Annotated in this window: 16 protein-coding genes; 3 read left to right on the forward strand and 13 right to left on the reverse strand. The window is 36.7% G+C overall.

Going from position 1 to position 20,069, the window contains the following annotated elements:
• Positions 1 to 39 precede the first annotated feature (39 nt).
• Positions 40 to 516 carry a C40 family peptidase gene (locus tag H9650_RS03230; protein ID WP_191696697.1) on the reverse strand — a complete coding sequence of 159 codons (477 nt, stop codon included), beginning with the start codon at positions 514 to 516 and terminating at the stop codon, positions 40 to 42.
• 323 nt (positions 517 to 839) lie between these two features.
• Between H9650_RS03230 and H9650_RS03235 the strand changes: the two genes are divergently transcribed.
• Together H9650_RS03235 and H9650_RS03240 are read left to right on the forward strand one after the other, a co-directional pair.
• Positions 840 to 2,552, forward strand: coding sequence for a methyl-accepting chemotaxis protein (locus tag H9650_RS03235; RefSeq protein ID WP_318245379.1), 1,713 nt, complete (start codon positions 840 to 842; stop codon positions 2,550 to 2,552).
• 172 nt (positions 2,553 to 2,724) lie between these two features.
• Positions 2,725 to 3,903 (forward strand): M20 metallopeptidase family protein, encoded by a 1,179-nt coding sequence (locus H9650_RS03240; RefSeq protein ID WP_191696547.1) that lies wholly within the window; start codon positions 2,725 to 2,727, stop codon positions 3,901 to 3,903.
• A gap of 164 nt (positions 3,904 to 4,067) precedes the next feature.
• Here the strand turns inward: H9650_RS03240 and H9650_RS03245 are convergent, their stop codons facing one another.
• The gene (locus H9650_RS03245) at positions 4,068 to 5,666 is read right to left on the reverse strand and encodes a M20/M25/M40 family metallo-hydrolase (RefSeq protein ID WP_191696548.1); all 1,599 of its coding nucleotides are present in this window, start codon (positions 5,664 to 5,666) and stop codon (positions 4,068 to 4,070) included.
• Between the two features lie 293 nt (positions 5,667 to 5,959).
• A complete protein-coding gene (locus H9650_RS03250) occupies positions 5,960 to 6,388 on the reverse strand; it encodes a HEAT repeat domain-containing protein (protein ID WP_191696549.1) in 429 nt (142 codons plus the stop codon).
• Positions 6,389 to 6,575: 187 nt separating this feature from the next.
• Between H9650_RS03250 and H9650_RS03255 the strand changes: the two genes are divergently transcribed.
• Positions 6,576 to 6,776: a hypothetical protein gene (locus tag H9650_RS03255; RefSeq protein WP_144537429.1), complete on the forward strand. Its 201-nt coding sequence runs from the start codon at positions 6,576 to 6,578 to the stop codon at positions 6,774 to 6,776.
• Between the two features lie 233 nt (positions 6,777 to 7,009).
• On the opposite strand, the gene H9650_RS03260 is transcribed toward H9650_RS03255, so the two are convergent.
• From H9650_RS03260 to essB, 10 genes are all read right to left on the reverse strand, one after another.
• Positions 7,010 to 7,459: a DUF5085 family protein gene (locus H9650_RS03260; RefSeq protein WP_191696550.1), complete on the reverse strand. Its 450-nt coding sequence runs from the start codon at positions 7,457 to 7,459 to the stop codon at positions 7,010 to 7,012.
• A complete protein-coding gene (locus tag H9650_RS03265) occupies positions 7,459 to 7,914 on the reverse strand; it encodes a DUF5085 family protein (RefSeq protein WP_151111018.1) in 456 nt (151 codons plus the stop codon). Before H9650_RS03265 ends, H9650_RS03260 begins: the two co-directional genes overlap by 1 nt.
• Positions 7,915 to 7,919: 5 nt before the next feature.
• Positions 7,920 to 8,699 carry a hypothetical protein gene (locus H9650_RS03270; RefSeq protein ID WP_191696551.1) on the reverse strand — a complete coding sequence of 260 codons (780 nt, stop codon included), beginning with the start codon at positions 8,697 to 8,699 and terminating at the stop codon, positions 7,920 to 7,922.
• A 16-nt stretch (positions 8,700 to 8,715) separates the two neighbouring features.
• Positions 8,716 to 10,200: a ribonuclease YeeF family protein gene (locus H9650_RS03275; protein WP_191696552.1), complete on the reverse strand. Its 1,485-nt coding sequence runs from the start codon at positions 10,198 to 10,200 to the stop codon at positions 8,716 to 8,718.
• Positions 10,197 to 10,493, reverse strand: coding sequence for a YwqI/YxiC family protein (locus H9650_RS03280; RefSeq protein WP_144537419.1), 297 nt, complete (start codon positions 10,491 to 10,493; stop codon positions 10,197 to 10,199). Before H9650_RS03280 ends, H9650_RS03275 begins: the two co-directional genes overlap by 4 nt.
• A gap of 16 nt (positions 10,494 to 10,509) precedes the next feature.
• Positions 10,510 to 10,872, reverse strand: a complete 363-nt coding sequence (locus tag H9650_RS03285) for a YwqH-like family protein (protein ID WP_225215872.1) — start codon at positions 10,870 to 10,872, stop codon at positions 10,510 to 10,512.
• A 5-nt stretch (positions 10,873 to 10,877) separates the two neighbouring features.
• The gene (gene essA / locus H9650_RS03290; protein WP_191696553.1) at positions 10,878 to 11,414 is read right to left on the reverse strand and encodes a type VII secretion protein EssA; all 537 of its coding nucleotides are present in this window, start codon (positions 11,412 to 11,414) and stop codon (positions 10,878 to 10,880) included.
• Entirely contained in the window at positions 11,404 to 14,253 is a 2,850-nt protein-coding gene (esaA, locus tag H9650_RS03295) for a type VII secretion protein EsaA (RefSeq protein ID WP_191696554.1), read from the reverse strand. Before esaA ends, essA begins: the two co-directional genes overlap by 11 nt.
• A complete protein-coding gene (gene essC / locus H9650_RS03300) occupies positions 14,250 to 18,728 on the reverse strand; it encodes a type VII secretion protein EssC (RefSeq protein WP_191696555.1) in 4,479 nt (1,492 codons plus the stop codon). The genes esaA and essC overlap by 4 nt, the downstream gene beginning before the upstream one ends.
• A 95-nt stretch (positions 18,729 to 18,823) precedes the next feature.
• Entirely contained in the window at positions 18,824 to 20,062 is a 1,239-nt protein-coding gene (essB, locus tag H9650_RS03305; protein ID WP_186318105.1) for a type VII secretion protein EssB, read from the reverse strand.
• Between the last annotated feature and the right edge of the window lie 7 nt (positions 20,063 to 20,069).

Below are 20,069 nucleotides of genomic sequence, written 5' to 3' on the forward strand. Positions count from 1 at the left end.
ACCGTTTCAGCTTTAGCCGAAACGGTTTTATTTATTTCATTATTTTTTCGCTACTTGTACGTTTGCTACTTTTTTAGCACCTACGTACTTCTTGCCCCAATAATATGGATCGTTTATTTTATCAACTCTTACTCCTTTTGAAGTAGAAGCATGAATGAATTTTCCGTTGCCGATGAACATTCCAACATGTGAAACACCTTTACCTGATGTATTAAAGAAAACTAGATCACCAACAGCTAAGTTAGCTTTTTTTACTGATGTTCCTTTACTATACATTCCAGCAGCTGTTCTAGGAAGAGTGATTCCGTTGCTTTTGTATACATATCCAATAAATCCTGAGCAATCAAATCCTGCTTTAGTTGTACCACCATATCGATATTTTATTCCTATTAAATTATTCGCACTTGATACTATTTTGTTGGACGCTACAGTGCTAGCAGCTTCTGTATTTCCTGCAAATGTTCCCATGGCTAAAACTAGAGTCAGAGTAAAGATAGTGATGATTTTTTTAAACATAGATTTCAAAGTTGATGTTCCCCCAAAGAAGTATTGAAAAATTTCTCTATTACTTTCTCGTTGAAATTTTATCTATACCCATCCTAACATGGAATAAACACTAGCGCTTTTACATTTGTGTAACAAAAAGATTACAAGCAAAAATTATGCTAATACTCTCTCCCTAATTATAAATATGTCTTTTTAAGTAAATATGCCTAATTATTATGTAAGTATTATAAGTAATATGTACATTTCCTCTATCTTTTATTAGTAAAAACGTGTTATAAATAGAAGGTTAATAAGTTTTCATCAATAAAAAAATAGAATAGGAGATATCTATTGTGAAATGGAAATGGAAGAATACTCTTACAACCCATCTTGGGGCTATTATTGTGGGAGTAATGATTGTCATGCTAACTATCACTTCTATCGCTACCTATAAAACTGCCTATGGGGAACTATATAAAGCAGCTGGTATTGAAGCATATGGGTGCGCTAATATAACTACTGGCCTACTGACGCCAGAGGATGTCCAAAAAATTCTATCCGGAGACTCTGCTGCAGTTAACAGCATAGGTGAAAAGCTAAATTGGACAACTGCACACAAAGATATATTTGAAACGCAATATATACTAGATTTAGATGGAAAAATATTAGCTTTAGATGATAATTTAAAAGAAGCCGGCTTTAAAGCAGGAGATCAATTTTACATAGACGAAGAAGCTATAAATATGCTTGTCTCGATGGGTCACTCTACTTATTCAGAAAGCTACGAATACGCAGGGATGAATCGCTTATCTGGATATGCACCTATTTTTGAGGATCACGATCCTACGAAAGAAATAATTGCAATTAGTGTAATAGATTTCAATGCAGACATCGTATCGGAGCGTACTTGGGACGTAGTAAGCAAGGGATTATTAGTAAGTATAATTCCTTTAATCTTAGCTTCTCTTGCGACTTTATTTTTAATAAGAAGAAAGACAAAACCTTTATCGGTTTTGATTGCTCACGCTGGCGAGATTGCAAAAGGAAATCTGTCTGTTAAGGATACGAATTTTACTAGCAAGGATGAGATTGGCGATTTAAGTATAACGCTTAATACAGTAGCTGAAAATTTACGCACTATCATTGGCACTGTCCAAAATACCTCCTCTCAACTTACGAGAAATTCCGAGGAGACTTCCTTCTCTTTAAATGAAATGAAGGAAGCCATTCACCAAATCGCCAATAATATGAGTGAAAACGTTGCATCTATTTCTACTGGAACAGCTTCCGCAGAAAGCTCCTCCGCTATTTTAAACAATCTAGCAGAAGGGTTACAACATTCTAAAGGAACTGCAGACCAATGTGCGACACACTCCATGTCCACAATGCAAACTGCTCAAGAAGGGCTTAAACGTGCTGCAGAAACAAGCAGGGATATGGAGAAAATACACAGCTCCTCCATTGAAACTGGAGAAACAATTGTAAAATTGAATGAAGCAACTAATAAAATACAGCAAATTACCGGATCTATTGCTGGAATTGCAGCCCAAACAAATCTATTGGCTCTAAATGCATCAATAGAAGCAGCTCGTGCTGGAGAACACGGAAAAGGCTTTGCAGTAGTAGCAGAGGAAGTTCGTAAGCTTGCAGAACAATCTAATCTAGAAGTCAATCAGGTTGAAAAAATTGTAAGTGAAATCACTGAGAGCATTGGCCATGTAGTTAATTCCACTAATGAAAGCACAAAGCTAATCGAAAATGGAAATGCTACAGTTCAGCAAACCTCTCAATCGTTACGTGACATCTCTACAGCAGTTTCTAAAACAGTTGAAGAAATTTCTCTTATATCCAAAATGACAACCAAAGAAGCAAACAATTCTAAACAAGTAGTGGCACTTATTGAAAGTCTGACTGAATCTATGCGTGAAATAGAAGAGGTTACTACTAGCATCTCAGCAGTGACTGAAGAAACAACTGCTTCTATTGATGAGATATCCAATCGTTCAGCAGAAACCCATGAGGTTGCGCAAGAACTCCAACACCTCATTAACAAATTCAAGCTATAAACAACAAAGCTGCTCATTAAGCCTGAGCAGCTTTTTGTATTAATCGGCAAATTATATTACAGAATTATTGCAGGTGCCTGGCACCTGCAATAATTCTGTAATTCCTATTCCCACTTTTAAAGGAAAAATGTATACTTACTAAAAAAGATTTGAAGGAAGGAAGTTAATTTTTATGAAAATTAGTACCTCTTTAAATTCATGGATTGTTGAGCAAAGAAGACATTTACATAAAAACCCTGAATTATCTCATTTCGAGACAAAAACGAAGATTTATATTGAGGAGAGACTCAATGAACTTAATATTTACACATATTCTATTACCGGCAAGGATATAGTTGGAGTTATAGAGGGAGCTCATCCTGGGAAAACTGTCGCCATCCGCTCTGACATGGATGCCCTTCCAATATTAGAGGAAACCGGCCTATCATTTTCATCAGACAATAGTGGAATCATGCACGCTTGCGGCCATGATGGGCATATGGCCATTTTGCTTGGAATCGCCAAAGTTTTAGTGGAGAACAAAGATAAAATATATGGGAAAATCCATCTTTTATTTCAGCATGCTGAGGAAGAAGTTCCTGGCGGTGCGGTAGAAATAGTTGAAGCAAATGGACTTCAAGATATAGATGCTATATTTGGTTATCATTTGTGGGAGCCAATTCCAACAGGAATAATTGGTGTAAGAGAAGGAGCAACAATGGCAGGAGTTGATCGCTTCTCTATTAAAATCCTTGGACGTGGAGGTCATGGCTCTATGCCAGAAACTACTATTGATCCGACACTTGTCATTTCACATATCATTACTCAGCTTCATACTATTGTTAGTCGCAGTATTAAGGCAATAGACCATGCCGTTATCAGTATTGGAGAATTAAGCGCTGGCAGTAATTACAATGTTATTCCTGACACTGCTTTTGCATCTGGAACTGTTCGCTACTTTAACAAAGACATCTCCCTATTAATCCATAAGCGAGTTGAAGAAATCGTTGACGGCGTTTGTAAATCATTTGGAGCTAAATATGAGTTAGAATACCTTCATGGTGATCCACCGTTAATGAATGACAAAGACCTTACTCTTTCTATAAAACAAACATCAACTCGTTTATTTGGAGCTGAGAGAGTAATCGATATAGATCCAATTCTCGGAGGAGAAGACTTTGCTTATTATTCACATGAAATCCCTGCATCATTTACATTTATCGGCATAGGAAAAGAAAACTCTTTCGGTCATCACCATCCAAAATTCGATATTGACGAAGATATGCTTTCCGTAGGTGTAGAATTATTTACAACCGGCGTTCTTCAATATCTAAAAAATCACATACATGAGACAGAAGAAGCCCTTTCGTGATTAAATTGTTACAGGTGCCTGGCACCTGTAACAATTCATTTATTTCCCGGTCAATAAATTTTCAGAATGGCTAATTCTAATCATGAACCAATAAAAAAGGTGTAGAAAAGTCAAAATGACCTTCCCTACACTCTTAAGAAGCAAGCAATATTCTGTAGTATAAATCAGTATAAACTTTTGATGAGTGTTTCCAGCATTACAGGCATTTCAACAAAAGCACTATCTATATGTAATCTCTCTGTTTTCTGATGAGCGTCTTTACCAAATGGACCAACATTTAATACCGGTCCTTTTAGTTCTGCCATGTCTGTAAATGGAATGCTATACGTATCTCCCCATACTGGTGTGTTACTTTCAAATGAGGTCCAGCCATTTCTGTCGTCCTCATAATTTACATAGCTTAAATCACATATTCCATTAAAATAGTGAACTTGCTTTACTGTATTATCAAAGGATTTGGCTGATTTCTTCATTAGCTCAACCGCATTTTTGATGATTGGATCATGAGAAGTATTCACTGCAGGATAATAAGGTGGTGCAAATAGTAGAACCGTCGCTGGCGCCAGCTCCTGACATTGAATCATCAAACTATCGACTATACGAAGAGATTTTTCTCTGTCATCCCATTCCTCATCTAGCAAAGCCTCTTGCTTTAACCTAAGTACTTCTTCTTCTCCAAGCTTTTTATTTGCATAAGCAAGCAGTTCTTCATATTTTAAGACTTTGACCTGTCCTACCCCTTTTACATGTTCACGCTCGCAAATGTTTTTATAAGTTTCATTCAGCACTTCCATTGCCTCATTAGCTACCTGTTCAAACAAATCCATAATTTCTTTAGCTGTTCTTTTAAATAAAAATACATTATATAGAGCAACCGCTCGGTAAGGAGTCTGTGTAGAATAAGACATTTTCAAGTCCTTTTGCTGCAAAGATACAGGTAGAGGCGTACTTTCACCAAGATCCTTTTCTGTAAACAAAGGGTTAAATTCCATACGCTGCGTTAAGAAAGAAGCAATATAGTTTGCCGTCATCCCCTTCATTGGCTCTCCTACATGTGTTTCTTTACCATAAAACAATGCGGCAGGCATTATTTTACCGATAGTTCCTGAATATATATATTCGTCTATGTCAGTAGGATTTTGAGAAAAGGAAGGCTCACTATTTAAAAACAGTTTATAGTTAAGTCCAAATTCTTCTCGCAGCCTTACTAGCTGAGTTACTGCGGCTCGCATTCCCGCAGAGTTTACCTCTTCGTCTGGGACACTTGTAAGAATTAAATTAATTGGCCACTCTTCCAAAGTTGCTTTTTCTATTAATTGCATATGTAAGGCTAAACCCATTTTCATATCCATAGTCCCACGGCCGAATAAATATTTACCTGTTTCTAAATCAGCTCGTGCTCCCTCAGGCAGTTCACTTGGATTCTCCATTAGCACTTTCGTCAGTTCCTCTGGGAAATATGCCAGTGGCTCCAATGTTCCATACTCTTCCGTTTGAACTGTATCAAAATGACTGATAAGCACTACTGTCTCAGTCGCTTCTGGATGCTTATATAAAGCTGTAACCGCTTGTCTCCCCAAACCAGCATCATGCATTTGCAGTTGACTTGGATGATTTTTAAAATATTCTATTTCTCTAATTTTTTCTAATAATTTTGGTGCAAATTCTCTTTCTCCGTCAGTTAAGGTGATACTATTCCAGCTCACTAGCTCACACAATAGTTCGCGAAGCTTTTGTGGAGTATTCCATAATAGTTGTGTCACCGTATTCCCTCCATTTCAATAAAAATAATTAAATCCAAGCACCCATTTACTTCAAAGGATAAGAGCTGGGCTAGAACAAAAATTAAAACTTTTCCTAAAATAATATTATACTCTATCTTTAAAGTTAATTTTATATAAATATTTAAAAAATTCAAATAACTATAAAGTTAAACAAGTTTTTGTACAAATAAAATCTCTCAAAAAATTAAACTATTTATTCTAAAGCCAGAAATCATGTATTTTATAATAAAAAAAGGCCAATCATCTAGCTCGATTGACCTTGTTCTAAAAGGTTACTTTAAATTTTTCCACTCTTCTTCTAACCAGTCTAAGCCCTTTTCACCCTCGTATGCATCATAAACATCGATTCTCATTCTTTTTAGCTTAGTTAAATACTCATCAAAATTATGATCTTTTGGTAAGCTTTTTTTCACTCGAACGAACACCTTGTTCGCTCCTTTAACTAGTTCAAACTTTTTACGCTTAGGTAATTCTACATTTTCTCCTAATTCTAGCAATGCGCGGAAAGCCTCTTCTTGAATTTGGAATACAGGATCATGGGTTAATCTAACTTTTAAGATATCTATTACTTGGCTTGTATTATAATTTCCTAATTCTTCAACGGCACTAAGACGAGTTCTCCAGCTTCCAGTACGATTGGCTGCTTTCTTTAGCTCTTCATAGTTTTCAGGCAACTCATTTTTTATAGACTTTTTACTCAATCAATTCAAACTCCTTTTAGCTTCTATTAAAACAATTATGTTTGTCCACTTATTATATACCAAGAAAGGGCTTATACCTATTTATATTTACTCAATGAATACAATGAGTAAATATTCACTCTTTATTACCAATTATATTGAAATTAATTTATTCAAATGATACTATCGATTAAAAGGGGGTGAAAAATTGGAGAACGTCGATGAAATAAAAAAATATAAATTTTTATTATCTTTTCACGATGGCCATCAACTATTATTTGAAACAAACACGGACATTAGAACAGCAGAGCGCGAATACATAAATGGTGGAATGTTCGTGGTGACAGATAACCAATACACCATTAATCTAAACCAAGTAGCACGAATTCAAGTTAAGAAACAGCGATAACCACGTTGTTAACATTAAAGATTGATTTTTATACCAAATAAAACGAAACGCATCCTTCTTAAAAGGATGCGTTTTCAAAATGACTATACTCTTATGAATTATGACCAATATATTACAAGTGCCTGGCACCTGTAATAAATAATAAGCAAGCCCATACCATCACGGGTACAGGCTTTAATAAGGGCTCTTGAATTTCCATCATCAAAATGCTACAAACCGGGTACTTATTAACCTTAAAATACGCCTATACTCATTTCCACGTAAGAGGAATTAGTTGTATGCATTTTTTTCATTTGAATGAAAAGTGGGGTCTTCTGAACATATTTTTTTTGCTCCATATAGCTAAATAACTCCCAGTATTTTTCTTGAGATTTTAAAACGAAATCATCTTTTACTCTAGTCATCAGTAAATTGTCTACGCAAAAATAGCTAGTAAATTTAACAGCTTCCTCACTAGGAATAACTAAGCTATCTTCATTTATTGTCAAAAATATCTCTGCAGTCATAACCTCTGCGGTTGGTTCACTAAGAATAGTATAAAATACTACACCTGCTGGTGAATAATTATGCTTCGATAAAAGCTGTACGAAGTCTTGGAAGGCTAATTCAATCTCTTCTGGAACAAAATTATATTTTTTTGATGCTACGTTACGATAAGCAATTTGATGGTCCTCTACTATCATTATTCATCACCCTGGCTTTTTAATGGTACATATAAATCTACTATGTATTCCCCATAAACATTTAGAAGGATACAATAATAATAATCCTCAATTTCTATATTATTTAAATTGGAATAGGATTTTATTTCATCGAACGCAGTGTTTATATTAAGTTTTTCATCCGCCTGGCGTAATAATAATGCTCTATCCACTTTAAAGTGTTTTTGAAAAGAAAAGTTCGCATCTTCTGCAACTTCCACTTGACTATTTATCGGAAGATAATAAGTAAATTTTCCAAAAGACTCGTTATCTTCCACACTTTTAAACGAGAAAAACAAAGGTCCATTTCTATATACATCCTTGGTTAATGCAATATCCTCTAAATGATAAATACCTTCCTGCCAATCTTCCTTATTCCCCTCGGCATTAAAGACTAGCAAATTTTCAAACATTAGTGCACATAATTCAATCCCCATCAAGTTCACCCTCTCAGATCAGTTTCCAAACCATTTAAATAACCACGTTCATTATAATTAAAGCTTTTAAAACGCATTTTACAATATAGAATAATAAGCTGCTCCGGAAGAATAAAAAGCATAACATAAAAAAGAGTTATACCAATTAGGACTACACCGTACATATTGAAATCATTGATAGCAGATTTCCTAATGATGAATTGGAGAACCAATACTAAACCAATTCCCACAAATATAGCAGTAGATAACAAGGACTTCTTCTCAAATTTTGTTCGAAGTTGCTCTTTGCGAGAACCCTTTCTATACTGCCCTTTTCGTAATAAAATATAAAATCTTACAAATGTTACAACAAAAACCAGTAAACCAATAAATAATAAAACATATGTAAAGTTTAGAAGAGATTCAGGCGTAGCCTTCATCCCTTCTCCGTCTCTCCCGATGAAAAATAAAGCACAAATAAATAAGGGAAATGTAAAAAGATTTTGAGAAACTAGTATGCTTAATAAATATTGGAATTTTTGGCTTCTACGATAAATGAATGGAATAGCATAAACAATTGACAAAGCGGCTAAAATAATTGTAAACCAAAAGTGCACATTCAGAATTTCCTGTTTATAAGGAAAAATACTATCGTATGATGCCACATAGTATTCTAAAGCATATATCAGTGGCATAAAAATAGCCCCTAAAATTAATGCTACTGCCAATTGAGCTGGCCCTTGTCTCCCTGACTCTAAAGGAATCCTTAATACCTCAAAATCCTCTTCCTTTAACCTACTTGCCAAATTTCTCTCCTCTTTCTTAATGGAACCACCCCTTCAGTTTATCCAAAGCGGATTTACCATCGTCCCCTTTAGCGTTTAGTAACATATTGACCCCAACTCCTGCTATTGCTCCAACAAATGTTCCTAATCCTGGTATTGGTATAAATGCAGTACCAGCTGCAGTCAGACCTACTTGAATGGCACTCCCAATCGCCACATCAGCAGCGGTATCTGCTGTAGCTCTTGCTACGGCTTCTCCTCCACTCAATCCATCATCCTTAGCGGTGTTATAATTATCATTAAAACTCAATGCAGCAGTAAGAGGGGCAACTCCTTTAGTAGCTCCTTTTAGTAATCCTTTTGCCACACCATTTTGTGTAACTCCTTTAAAGTCTACTAAATCAGTAAAACCAGTTCCAGCTCCTTTAAACGTAGCAGAACCAACGGTCTTTACCTTTTCACCAAAGGTGGCACTATCTCCCCAATACCGAAGATGGGGATGTTTTTCTAAAACCATTTCTCCTTTTGCTGACCAACCTGACTGTCCAGGTTTCTTTCCAGCATATTTAAGCATTCCTCCAGATTCATTGGGAAAACCTAATTTCCCCATAGCTGTAGCACTAGCATTAATTCGGTAGGAAGTTTTACCATATTCATGAACAAAATGCCTAGAAGTAGATAGTTGCCCGTTTTTAGTAGCATTATACATGTGAATACCCGATTTAGTGTCAGTTATGATAGTGCTAGCATTACCATAATGACCTACATACTCACTAAAATTACCATCTTTTGAAACATCCCCAGTACTTTCAGAAGCATCTTTTTCCGCTACAGAACCTGGATCGTTTACACTGCTCGATAGATTACTTAAAATTGGGGTACAAGCCGTATATTGAGCCCAAGCTTCCGCAGGAAAATGAATGTCGGAGAGCCCTGAGCTCATCATTCCTTCCATTTCCTGTAACCATGTATCCATTGTTTTTATATTCGATTCGACTGATAGCATAGAGGATACTTGAGTTGAGTCAAACTCATTCAAGTCAGTTACTGTGTCATCTTTCTTTTTTCTAGAATCGATGACCCCTTGCTGAACGTCACTATCATCTAAATGAGGAAGTGCCACAATATCGGACACCTGGTCCATTATGGCATTGGACTCATCAGTTAAATTACCAGTAATTCTAGATATTTCAGCTAATCCTTCTTCTACCTCATTTAAAAGGAAGCTTTCCTGAATATACCCCTCTGTGTCTGGCTCCAATGAATCTAAAGCAGATTTTAGCTGGTCAAGCTTTGTTTTAAAATTTTGTTTAAATTGTAAAAAGAATTTTAGAAAAGGAAGATGGCAATCATTGTAGTAGGAGCGAATAGCTTCTCCACCCTGCCCTTTTAGACTACTATCCATTCCCACTAAGCCTGTTATAGTCTTCTCTATTTCTTTTATTTCTTCTTCCAAACGAGTCAACATATCCAAATTGCTCTTTATACCAGTTTGAAGTAAATCTACATCTAATACCTTCATTGCGCCAACATCCTATATCCTCCAGAGCCTTTGATACCCGTGGATAATGTTTCATCCGTTTCTTTCATAAATTCAACAGAGCTAGTAGTAGTAAGGATATTTTCATTCAATAAATTCTGGTATTTAGTCAATAAGGTTTCTAGATTTGTAGAAAGTTCATTTAGTTTATCAACGACATCTAATACATTTCCTTCAATGGGCGACTCTTTTGTAGGATTTAGTCCCTCATTTGCAGCCGTCATTTCCTTTAACTGATTTTCTACATCAGCGTAGACAATTTTTACCTCAGTCATAAAAAGACCTCCTTTGTTATACTCCTGTATATCTTCCCGGATTAGCAGCTTCCTCCGCCGCTATTCTTGCGATTGTTGCCCTAAGAGCCGCAATCTCTGCTTGAATTTCTGCTATTTTAGCTGAAATTGCGCTAAACACCGCGCTAAATTGCGTCCCAATAATTTCTTGGTAAGGAGCCTTTATTCCTGACTCACGTATTTCATCAAAAGCAGTGGCTAGCGTCCCGTACCAGGTTGTAGTAGTTAACTCCGGTTCCATACATTTCGGTTCATTCGAGGTAAACTCAGATTGTTTTCCAGTTAAAGAGGATTGACACTCGTTCAATCTTCTTATTTCCTCTTCTTTTTTTGCTATCATGGCATAATAATGTGCGATCAATTCTATTACCCCTCTCCTAAAGGTTTTTGATCTTTTCTTCTAGAAACACCGTTTGCTGGTTGAGCAAGCTTCGGTAAAAATACAGTGAAAAGAATGATAATCCCAATGACTATAATGGAAAGAAAAATGAAGATAAGAAGATTGTTGCTTGAGCTTTCTTCCTCTTGAAAAGAGGTGTTCGTTTGTACTTTTGTCTCTTTGTCCCCTGAAGTAAATAGCTTTAATTCTACCGATCTTGCTGCTACCGTACTATTCTCTCCTCTTTCAGCATGTTGAAATAAGAAAGAGGAGTCGTTTCGATCAGGTAACTTTTTTCTACCATCAAAATAAATATTAAATTGCTTAACAGGAATAGTATTTTTCATTTCGGTCTTCTTTACATCGTGTAGATAATCGGTATTCTTCTTGAATTCTAATTTTTCATATAGCAAAGGTTCTAATTCATCAATTGTTTTATTTTCATCTGCTAGCACTTCTCCACTTTTAAAAAAACAGAGTAGTGCTGCACAGAAGATAATCAAAATAATTTTGTTAGCTTTCATAGGCTTCATCTACTGTTGTAGCATTTTGGCCATTATTCTTGCTCACAAAATACGAAACTACTAGCATCACTATAGCAATAGCGCCTGTAATAATTACTCCCACCAAAAAGTTTGTGTCTGCCTCATATTTAATAGATAAATATACATTCGATAAAATATCTGGAACACTTACATCTGGAACTGCAAGTATTAGTAAAGGAACGATATACACACACATAAGTGCTATACTAGCCAACCAGCCTGCAGCCTGACCAAATTCTAATGCCGCTCGAACTATAGAAGCACTTGCCAATAGTAATAGCACTGTAAAAATCGTCCACTGAATGGCACGTTCATCATTTAGAATGTACATATTGACACTGTATAAGCTGATAATTATTCCTACTAGAACGGATAAAATTATCGTCATCGCTACGCGAAGCCCAATTGCCCCATCCTTTAATTGATAAGTAAAATACCCTATTAATAAACTGCTAATGAGTAATATGATAAATAAAATAACTGGCGGAACTTTTTGTCCATCTTCTGATACGGCAGTTGCTCCTTTTACTCCTAATGGATTAACAAAATGGTTAAATGCATATCCATTCTCCTGTCCATCCACATATGTGTTAGCTAGGAAACTTTGAATGTCTCCATCAAAGTCGGTCATTGCATCCACGTTAGTTTCCCATTTGCTACTAAACTCGTTAGAAGTTGACTTAATATCATCTGCTTTAGCATGTAAATCATTCGCATAATTCACGAGGTTATTCTGGCGCTCTGATAAGGTGTTCATCATTTCGCTAAGTGAAAGAAGCTGATTACTTACATTTTGTTGACTAGAAACAACCTCTCCTTCACCTACCGTTTGTTGAGGCTCACCAGTGCCTAACATAGTAGCTGGGTTTTGAATCTGTTGTAGCAAAAGATTTGCCTGCTTATCAATAGTGTCTAAATCATTGAGTAGTGATAAATGCTGTTCTTCTACCGTTTCTCTTTGACCTGACATAATAGCTGCAAACGTTGTACTAAGGTCTGTCATACCTAATTGCGTTTGCGGAATACTTTCTTCAACCGCAGTCCAGCTTTCTAATTCCAAATCATTTACGTCTACGACATTTTTTAGTAAAGCAGTTAAAATTTCATCCTCAAGCAGTGCATCCTTATTGACGCTATCTCCACCTTCATTTAATGTGAATTCGAACTGCTCTAGTGTTGCGTAATAGGACAATAAAGAGCTTAGCTCCGTATTGGTAACTCTTTTACTAAATAATTCTTGTAATCTAGTTTTCTGTTCTGCTGTTAGTTGAGCGTGATTCAATAGAGCTTCTTCTTTTTGGCTAATCTCTAATCCCAATCTCACTGTATCAGCCGGATAGGTGTCGATGATTTGTTGAACGGATTTGTATTCTCCGTATACCGTATGATAGTTAGTTAAAAGATTTTTATATTCCTCAGTTGCAGCAGCATAATCATTTGTTCCTTCTTGCTTTGAGTTATTCCAAATACCTTCCTTCTGAGAAATAAGAGCAGTAACATTCGTCAACTCTCCTTGCAGCTGCTCTAAATCATTTACTAAAGTAGAAGTAGGGTCTGTTTCCGCTACTTTTGTTTTTAAAGATTGTAGCGCGGTCAGAATTTCATTGACCTTTGTACGCTCTTCCTCTAAGCCTGGAAGAAGAGTTTCCGACTTAGCTGCAGCCTTGCGCTCCATTTCTTCGCGAATTGTATTTAACTGCTGTGGATCTGTCCCAATATCCATTAGACCTAAAACAGCTGTACCATTCTTTCTAGCCTCAATTCCTTTCTCTAAACTATTAAGAACAGAGTAGTTGTAACGATCAATTGCAGTTTTTTGGACGGCAAGCAGGTCATTCAATTGTCTGTCTACCTCACCTTTTCGTAGCTCAGACAAAGCATTAAATTTTTCTTGATTGACATCTATGATTTCATTGACCTTATATATTTCATCGTTTAACTTTTCATTGCTTTCTTCAAGCTGTTGTACTGTTTTGTTAAATTTCTCCGACTGCGAAAATGCCGCTACTTTTATCTTGGCCAAGCTATCATCCTGAACCTGCTTCAAAATTTCTTTTTGGCTATCCTGGAAGACTTTATATTGCTGAACATAACTTATAAATCCATCCATTTGGTTGCCAAAGGTCTCTGCGTTTTGAATTCTAGATGCATGGGCATTATTTGCGGAGCTGATTGTGGAAAGCAATCCGGCCATCTGCTCTTTTTGTCGTTTCATTTCCTCAGCAAGCGTTTCAGATTCAGGTTTATAGTAATCAGACATTGTCGTTAAAAACTCAGTCTCTTTACCTAAAATATTGGCGAATTCCTTTTTTATGTGATCCATCTCTTGAGCCACATACGTCCAATATAGAGTTGATACTTTTTCATTCACTCGATTGCTAGCTGACTCTATTTCATGTAGTACACGCTCTTTACGAAGACCGGCCTTTTGAGAGTGCACTTTATACGAAAACTCTGCCTTGGCAGGGTTTTGCTGATCATAGGACATAATATTGGATGAAAAGTTAGAAGGAATATACACGATTGCCTCATATTGATTGGATTTTAGCCCATTCTCAGCAGCCCCTCGACCAACTACCTTCCATTCATATGGTGAGTCGGTAGCTAGAATTGTAACTACCTCTACCCCCATGTCAATATTCTCCTGCCCCTTTGTAATACCTTGGTCCTCATTTACAATTGCGATAACCCGTTTATTTGGGTTATCCAAATCTAATATACTGACCCCCATCAGTTGGAAGAACAAAATAGGGAGAGCTAATATTAAAACAATCCCAGCAACTATTTTCCACAACCCCGAGCTTTTTAAGTTTTTCATTGCGTGATCTTCCTCTCCATCTTACATAACGGAATTAAAACCTTTGTAGCATTTCCATTGAATACGTAATGAGCATAGCCTAGTGGCAGCTCAGCCTCTTTTCTTTCATAAGGAACTGTATATAGCGTTTGCTCCGATTTTTTCATAAAGACTAAGCCTTGTCGAACTAGCTTCAATTCATTAGTGAACGCATCGAATCCCTTAGTTATTTCTGAATTGTTAGCAGATACAATCACATTAAAGCCTAGATGTGTAGATTTCTTCATAAGCTTAGATAGGCGATCTTGGATGCCCACATCTGCCACCTGTAAAAATCTTGTATAGCCATCAATGATAAAGTGAGCAGGTATAATCTTTGGTGATTGACCATTTTGTAAGCTCTCTAGATAACTGTTTTCTACCTCTGTGTAATGTTGCTCTACGCGTGCAATCCATTCGATCAATCGATCCTTCGTTTCCAAATATTCCACCTGTGGATCGTCTGAGAAAGTTGCAAGTCCTCGATCGAATGAATCAAAGATAGCAACAAAACCATTCTCTTGGTCAATTAATTGGTGTATTAACCACTTGATTGTGTTCGTTTTGCCTCGTTGAACAGGTCCGATTAACATTAGATGACGATTCTTTTTGAAGTTGATCATGATTGGTCGAACCGTCTCTTCGTCTAAGCCCAATGGAACCATACCTTGGGCAGGCTTTTCTTCTATATAATTTTGGAAGTTGTTGCTGCTTAGTTCAAGAGGCAACATTGGTATAGGCTTTGGCCCTGGCTGACTTGCATAAGCAGCTCTTATTGTTTGTACTTCTGATTTCAAAGATTCAAGTACCTCAAAATCATCTTTTCCTTGCGTTGGTAAGAAAAGCTGTGCAAATTTAGCGTCTTCCTTCTTAATAATGGCTCTCCCTGGGAAAGGCTCTAAGTCAAATGGGACTCTACCGATTACACCGTAAGCCTCCGTGTTATCCATTAGATAATGAACTATTTTCGTTTTTAAATTGTTCATGAGAGACTGTCTGATCGATTGCACTCTAGTTGCGGAAATAAGAAGGTGGATACCTAAAGATTGACCGTCTCTACCAAACTGTATCAGCTGTGCTTCTAGCTCTTCCATTTCTTCACGCACAATATCGTAATTATCCACGGCAACATAAATTAAAGGTAAAGGAGTATCCGATAATTTATTGTACATATGGATATTGCTTACCTCGGCATTTTGGAAGGCTACCTTTCTATTGGAAATTTCATCTTTTAATAGCTTAACTAGCTTGTCACACTTTAATTCCTCATCCATCGTAAAGTAATCCGCCGTATGCGGGAGTCGTTTTAAAGGAAGAAGGGAACCATTTCCGTAATCTAAAATATATAGATGAGCCTCTGTAGGTTTAAGATTCTGCGCTATGCCTAGTAGGATTCTTAATAGGGTATACGATTTTCCATAGCCAGAGGAACCAAAAATACCTACATTCCCATCCTTCTTCCACTCGTAATAGATTGGATTTTGTGCCTGTTTTTCTGGTTCATCAATCATACCTAACAAAAATGCATCTTTTTGCGGTTCTGCATACTCGAACGGGATGATTCTTAATGCTAAAGGAGGCAGCCACGGACTTTGTAGCTTTTGAATTGACATATCGTCTTGCGTTTGTGCAATTTTAGCTGCCATTGCTTCGATTTCGGTCATATTGCTTTTTTTCTTACTTACCTTCGTTTCAATTCCGGTAAGCGGAATGAGTCCTAAATCAGTTACAACAGCAATGTCTTCTTCTCCTTCAAGTGTTTCCTCCATATAAGGTGCCCCGCTCCAAGCCGATTGGAATAGCTCATAAACCTCGTTGTTCCCTACCTGCAAATAACCTCTACCTGTGACTGTAATAGAAGCAGCATCACTATTTTTTAGGATTTCTTTACTATCATTTGCATCTTGTACCTTCAGAGCTACACGAAAACGAGCGTTACTCCAAATTTGCTCATCAATAATCCCACCTGGCTTTTGAGTCGCCAGTATTAGATGAACTCCTAAGCTACGCCCAATCCGAGCAGTACTTACTAGCTCTCGAATAAATTCTGGCTCCTCACTCTTTAGCTCCGCAAACTCATCAGAAATAAGAAATAAGTGAGGGAGAGGCTCTAATGCGACACCATTTTTATAAAGCGTTGTATAGTCATCAATATGAGAAACCTCATAGCGATCAAAGAGCCTCTGTCTCCGTTTTAGTTCGCTATTAATCGAAGCAAGGGCACGCATACTAAAGTTCTTACTACCTTCAATATTGGTGATTGTTCCTAATAGGTGAGGAATATTCTTAAATGGCTGAGCCATACCTCCTCCTTTATAGTCGATTAATAGAAACGCAACCTCATGTGGGTGGAAATGAACTGCTAGCGATAAAATATATGTTTGAAGGAATTCACTTTTACCAGAACCTGTTGTCCCTGCCAACAATCCATGGGGACCATGAGCTTTTTCATGCAAATTTAAATGAACAAGCTCTTTCTTACCCTTTAATCCAATGGGAACGGCTAATGATTTAGCGGATTCATTCATTTTCCAGTATTGGCTAATCGGAATATCATCCACATCTTTGACGTCGAACATTTCTAAGAAACTTACAGAATTAGGAATAGAATTTTTCATCCCAATTTGATGATTTAAAGTTCTTAGCATACGTGAAAATCGTTCATTCGTAACTGAATCGTACTCATCCAGATGAAATGGCTTGTTAACTGCCTTCCCTTCTTCTATTAAAATATCTCCTTCTTGTTCATTTACATATCGGACAAGGGTATGAACATTCTCAGTCATTCGTTCCTCAGCAGATTCCGCAAAAATAACAGAGAAGCCTAATTCTCTCGTGTCTTTTTTCTCTAAATATTCCATAATGACATGCTCCGCTATTAAGGAGGTATCCGAGATGATAAAAACAAGATGGGGAGCAAATCTCACTTTCCCTTTCATCTCATCGACGTCGCGTTCTCGAATTATTTCATATAGAGAAGAAAGAAGTTGATCGCGAGTTTCCTCGTTATGGATCAAGCCTTTCGCGTGCATATTTGGGAGGGTGGAATGGGGAAGCCACTTCATCCATTCATAATCCTCATATTCTTCATGTTTAAAAATATTAATAAAACGAATATCATGATAGCTATGAGCAAATGCCAATTGTCCAATAATCTGTTGAAGCTCGCGTTTAATAACACTTTCCTTACCTATCAAACCTAAAATACCTTTATGGAGGTCAGTTGTGACTGGCGCAGATGGAATCGTTTGATATACTTTTTCCATTCTTTGAGCTTCTTCTAACAAATCATCGACTTCTCTGTTTGCCAGGTCGCCTGACGTAAGTTTTATCTCGTAGCTAGAAGGAATATCCCCCTTACCCAATCTAAACTGTAGGAAGTCATGACTCTCTAAGCTTTTTTCCCAAATACGACCGGATAACTCCTCAGTCATTTGTTTCATTTCGTCGAATGAAGGAAAATGATATTCTAAAACAAATTTTTGTTTTTCGGAGAGCTCATACAACTCTTCACGCAAATTAGCCATATACGCTGCATATACTCTTCTTCGCTTCTCTTCGTTTTCTTTTCGCTTTTTTCGTTCCTTAAAATAGTTAATCGTCGAGGTTACAAGAACCGCCATGAACATCGTAATGGAGATAATGACAAATAGTCCTCGTGGTACAAAGATCGTGATTGTACCTATCGCAATAAGCATTACAAGTGGTAGGGCAATCGTTAATAACAAACTTCTTCCTGTTGAATCACTTTCCTGAGCTGGAAAGGATATGGATACTTTATCCTCCGGGAGGTCATATATCATACGAGGAGTTCGTCTATATTCAGGATACATACTATATCTTTCGGATTTGGGAAGCTCTATTTCAGGTAGTAAACTTGTATAGTTTGAGCTAGTAACTACCTCGATTAAATCCCTTTTAACGAGCTTTATCTCCATGAAAGCCCATTGAAGGACATCCCCTAATTGGATAATTTGATTTGCTTGACATCTTTTTCCGTTCAAATATAAGGGACAAAGAAAATCCTTCTTTATTATCCAACCATCATTAATTTTATTTACAGAGAAATGTCCAAGCTCTATCTCAGGAAACTGTATATTATGACGATAAAACGTTGCATTATCCCCTTTACTGTCAAAAGATACCTCATTTTCATAGTCGGTATAGTATGTCTTTGCTTGGAGCGGAGCTGATGTTATATAGAGCTTTAGAAATCTTTCTCTTTGCTCGATCGTTAAACTGTTTTCATCTGTTAACTCACCAACCTCCTGGGACCCATCGTTAACTACTAAACGATTTTCCTTTTTTTCTATCTTAATTTCTCCAAAAAGAAACGGAAAGTTTTGTACGGTCACATCGTGCTCAATAGCTGGGCCAATGGTAAGCGCTGTGAAGTCTTTTTCTTTTAGTTCTATTCGTTGATAATCTTCTCCATAAAACACCCATAGCTGTAACAATCTGAACACCTTCTTTCAATCACTCATAATTTTGTGCGAGCAAATACTGAATACATAATAAAACGAATAGAACGCAATATGTCGTATTTACAATGTTAGTTCTTAGAATTTTCTTCCGCTTCTTTTTCAGCCTCTTCTGCTTCTAACATTAATTTTTCGTATTCTTCTACCTCTTGATCTATTTCATTAAGCTGTATTTGCATTTCTTCCCCACTCAGATCCTTATCTGCCTTAACTTCTTCACGTCTTTTTAATAAACCAAATGTAATTAACTCACCGTCTTCCATTCCTCGCGCTAGGTCAACGGCCTCTTCTGCCTCCCCACGCCCTAAATGTATCCAATATTTTAAATAGGAGGAATCGGTCTGTAACGTGATATTTGATAGTACGTTTTTCTTCTGTTCCTCATCAAGTCTTTCATTTGTTACAGAGGCGTAAGCTAGCTCATAAAGAACAACATAAGGCATCCCTTTTACGCTATATGGACTTAATAATGTCACTACCTGACTATAATTCTGGCCAAGAAAGTATTCGTGACTCAATGTATATGCCTCATGTTTAGGCTTTTCATGTACGAAATAAATAATAGTAAATATGATTGCAGGAAGAATTAAAATGCCTAGACCTATAGCTAAATATTTTGTCCAATTCCATTTCTTTCTTGGTAGTTTTACATTGCTCCTTTCTTTTATTTCTAGTTGTTCCATTTGTTCTGCAATGTAGTCTAAAAGGGATTGACTATTCTTCATCCCCATTATGGTAGCTCCAATTTCTTTTAGCTCTAATATTTCGGAGTACTTTAAATACTCTTCAAAGGTAAATGAACCATCAATTGCAGCTGCTACTACTGCTTTTGTCTCTAGCCAAAGCCTCTCTTCATCCGTTTCATATGGCGGAAGACTCCCTAGAACACCGTAGTAGAGAAACATCGGCTCAACAGCCTTGCTATATACAATATTTTCAGGACATACAATCAGATTTAATCGAGGATATGGATGTGAGTATACTTTTTCTACTAGCTGATAACCAAGCATCCATCTGGATTTTTCCTCTTCCCTCTGAATGTCTTTAAAACGCATATAATCCTTTGGAATCATTGCCTGAAGAATTAGCTCATCATCTGTGATAACTATATCTTTAGATATTTTAGGATTTACTTCTTTTAAGAAGATAATTTCCTCTGTACGTTTAAAAGCAACTCGTTCCTTCTGGAATACAAATGTGGTTTTATTTGCTTCTTCATTTATTTCCGCACCGGTTCTGTTTTTTAAATATGTATAAGTTTTAATTGTTTTAGCTCTTTGTTTAATCTTTTCTTTCTTTTTAGAGGCCATATCCATT

This window comes from Psychrobacillus faecigallinarum (genome assembly GCF_014836595.1).
Lineage (GTDB): Bacteria > Bacillota > Bacilli > Bacillales_A > Planococcaceae > Psychrobacillus > Psychrobacillus faecigallinarum.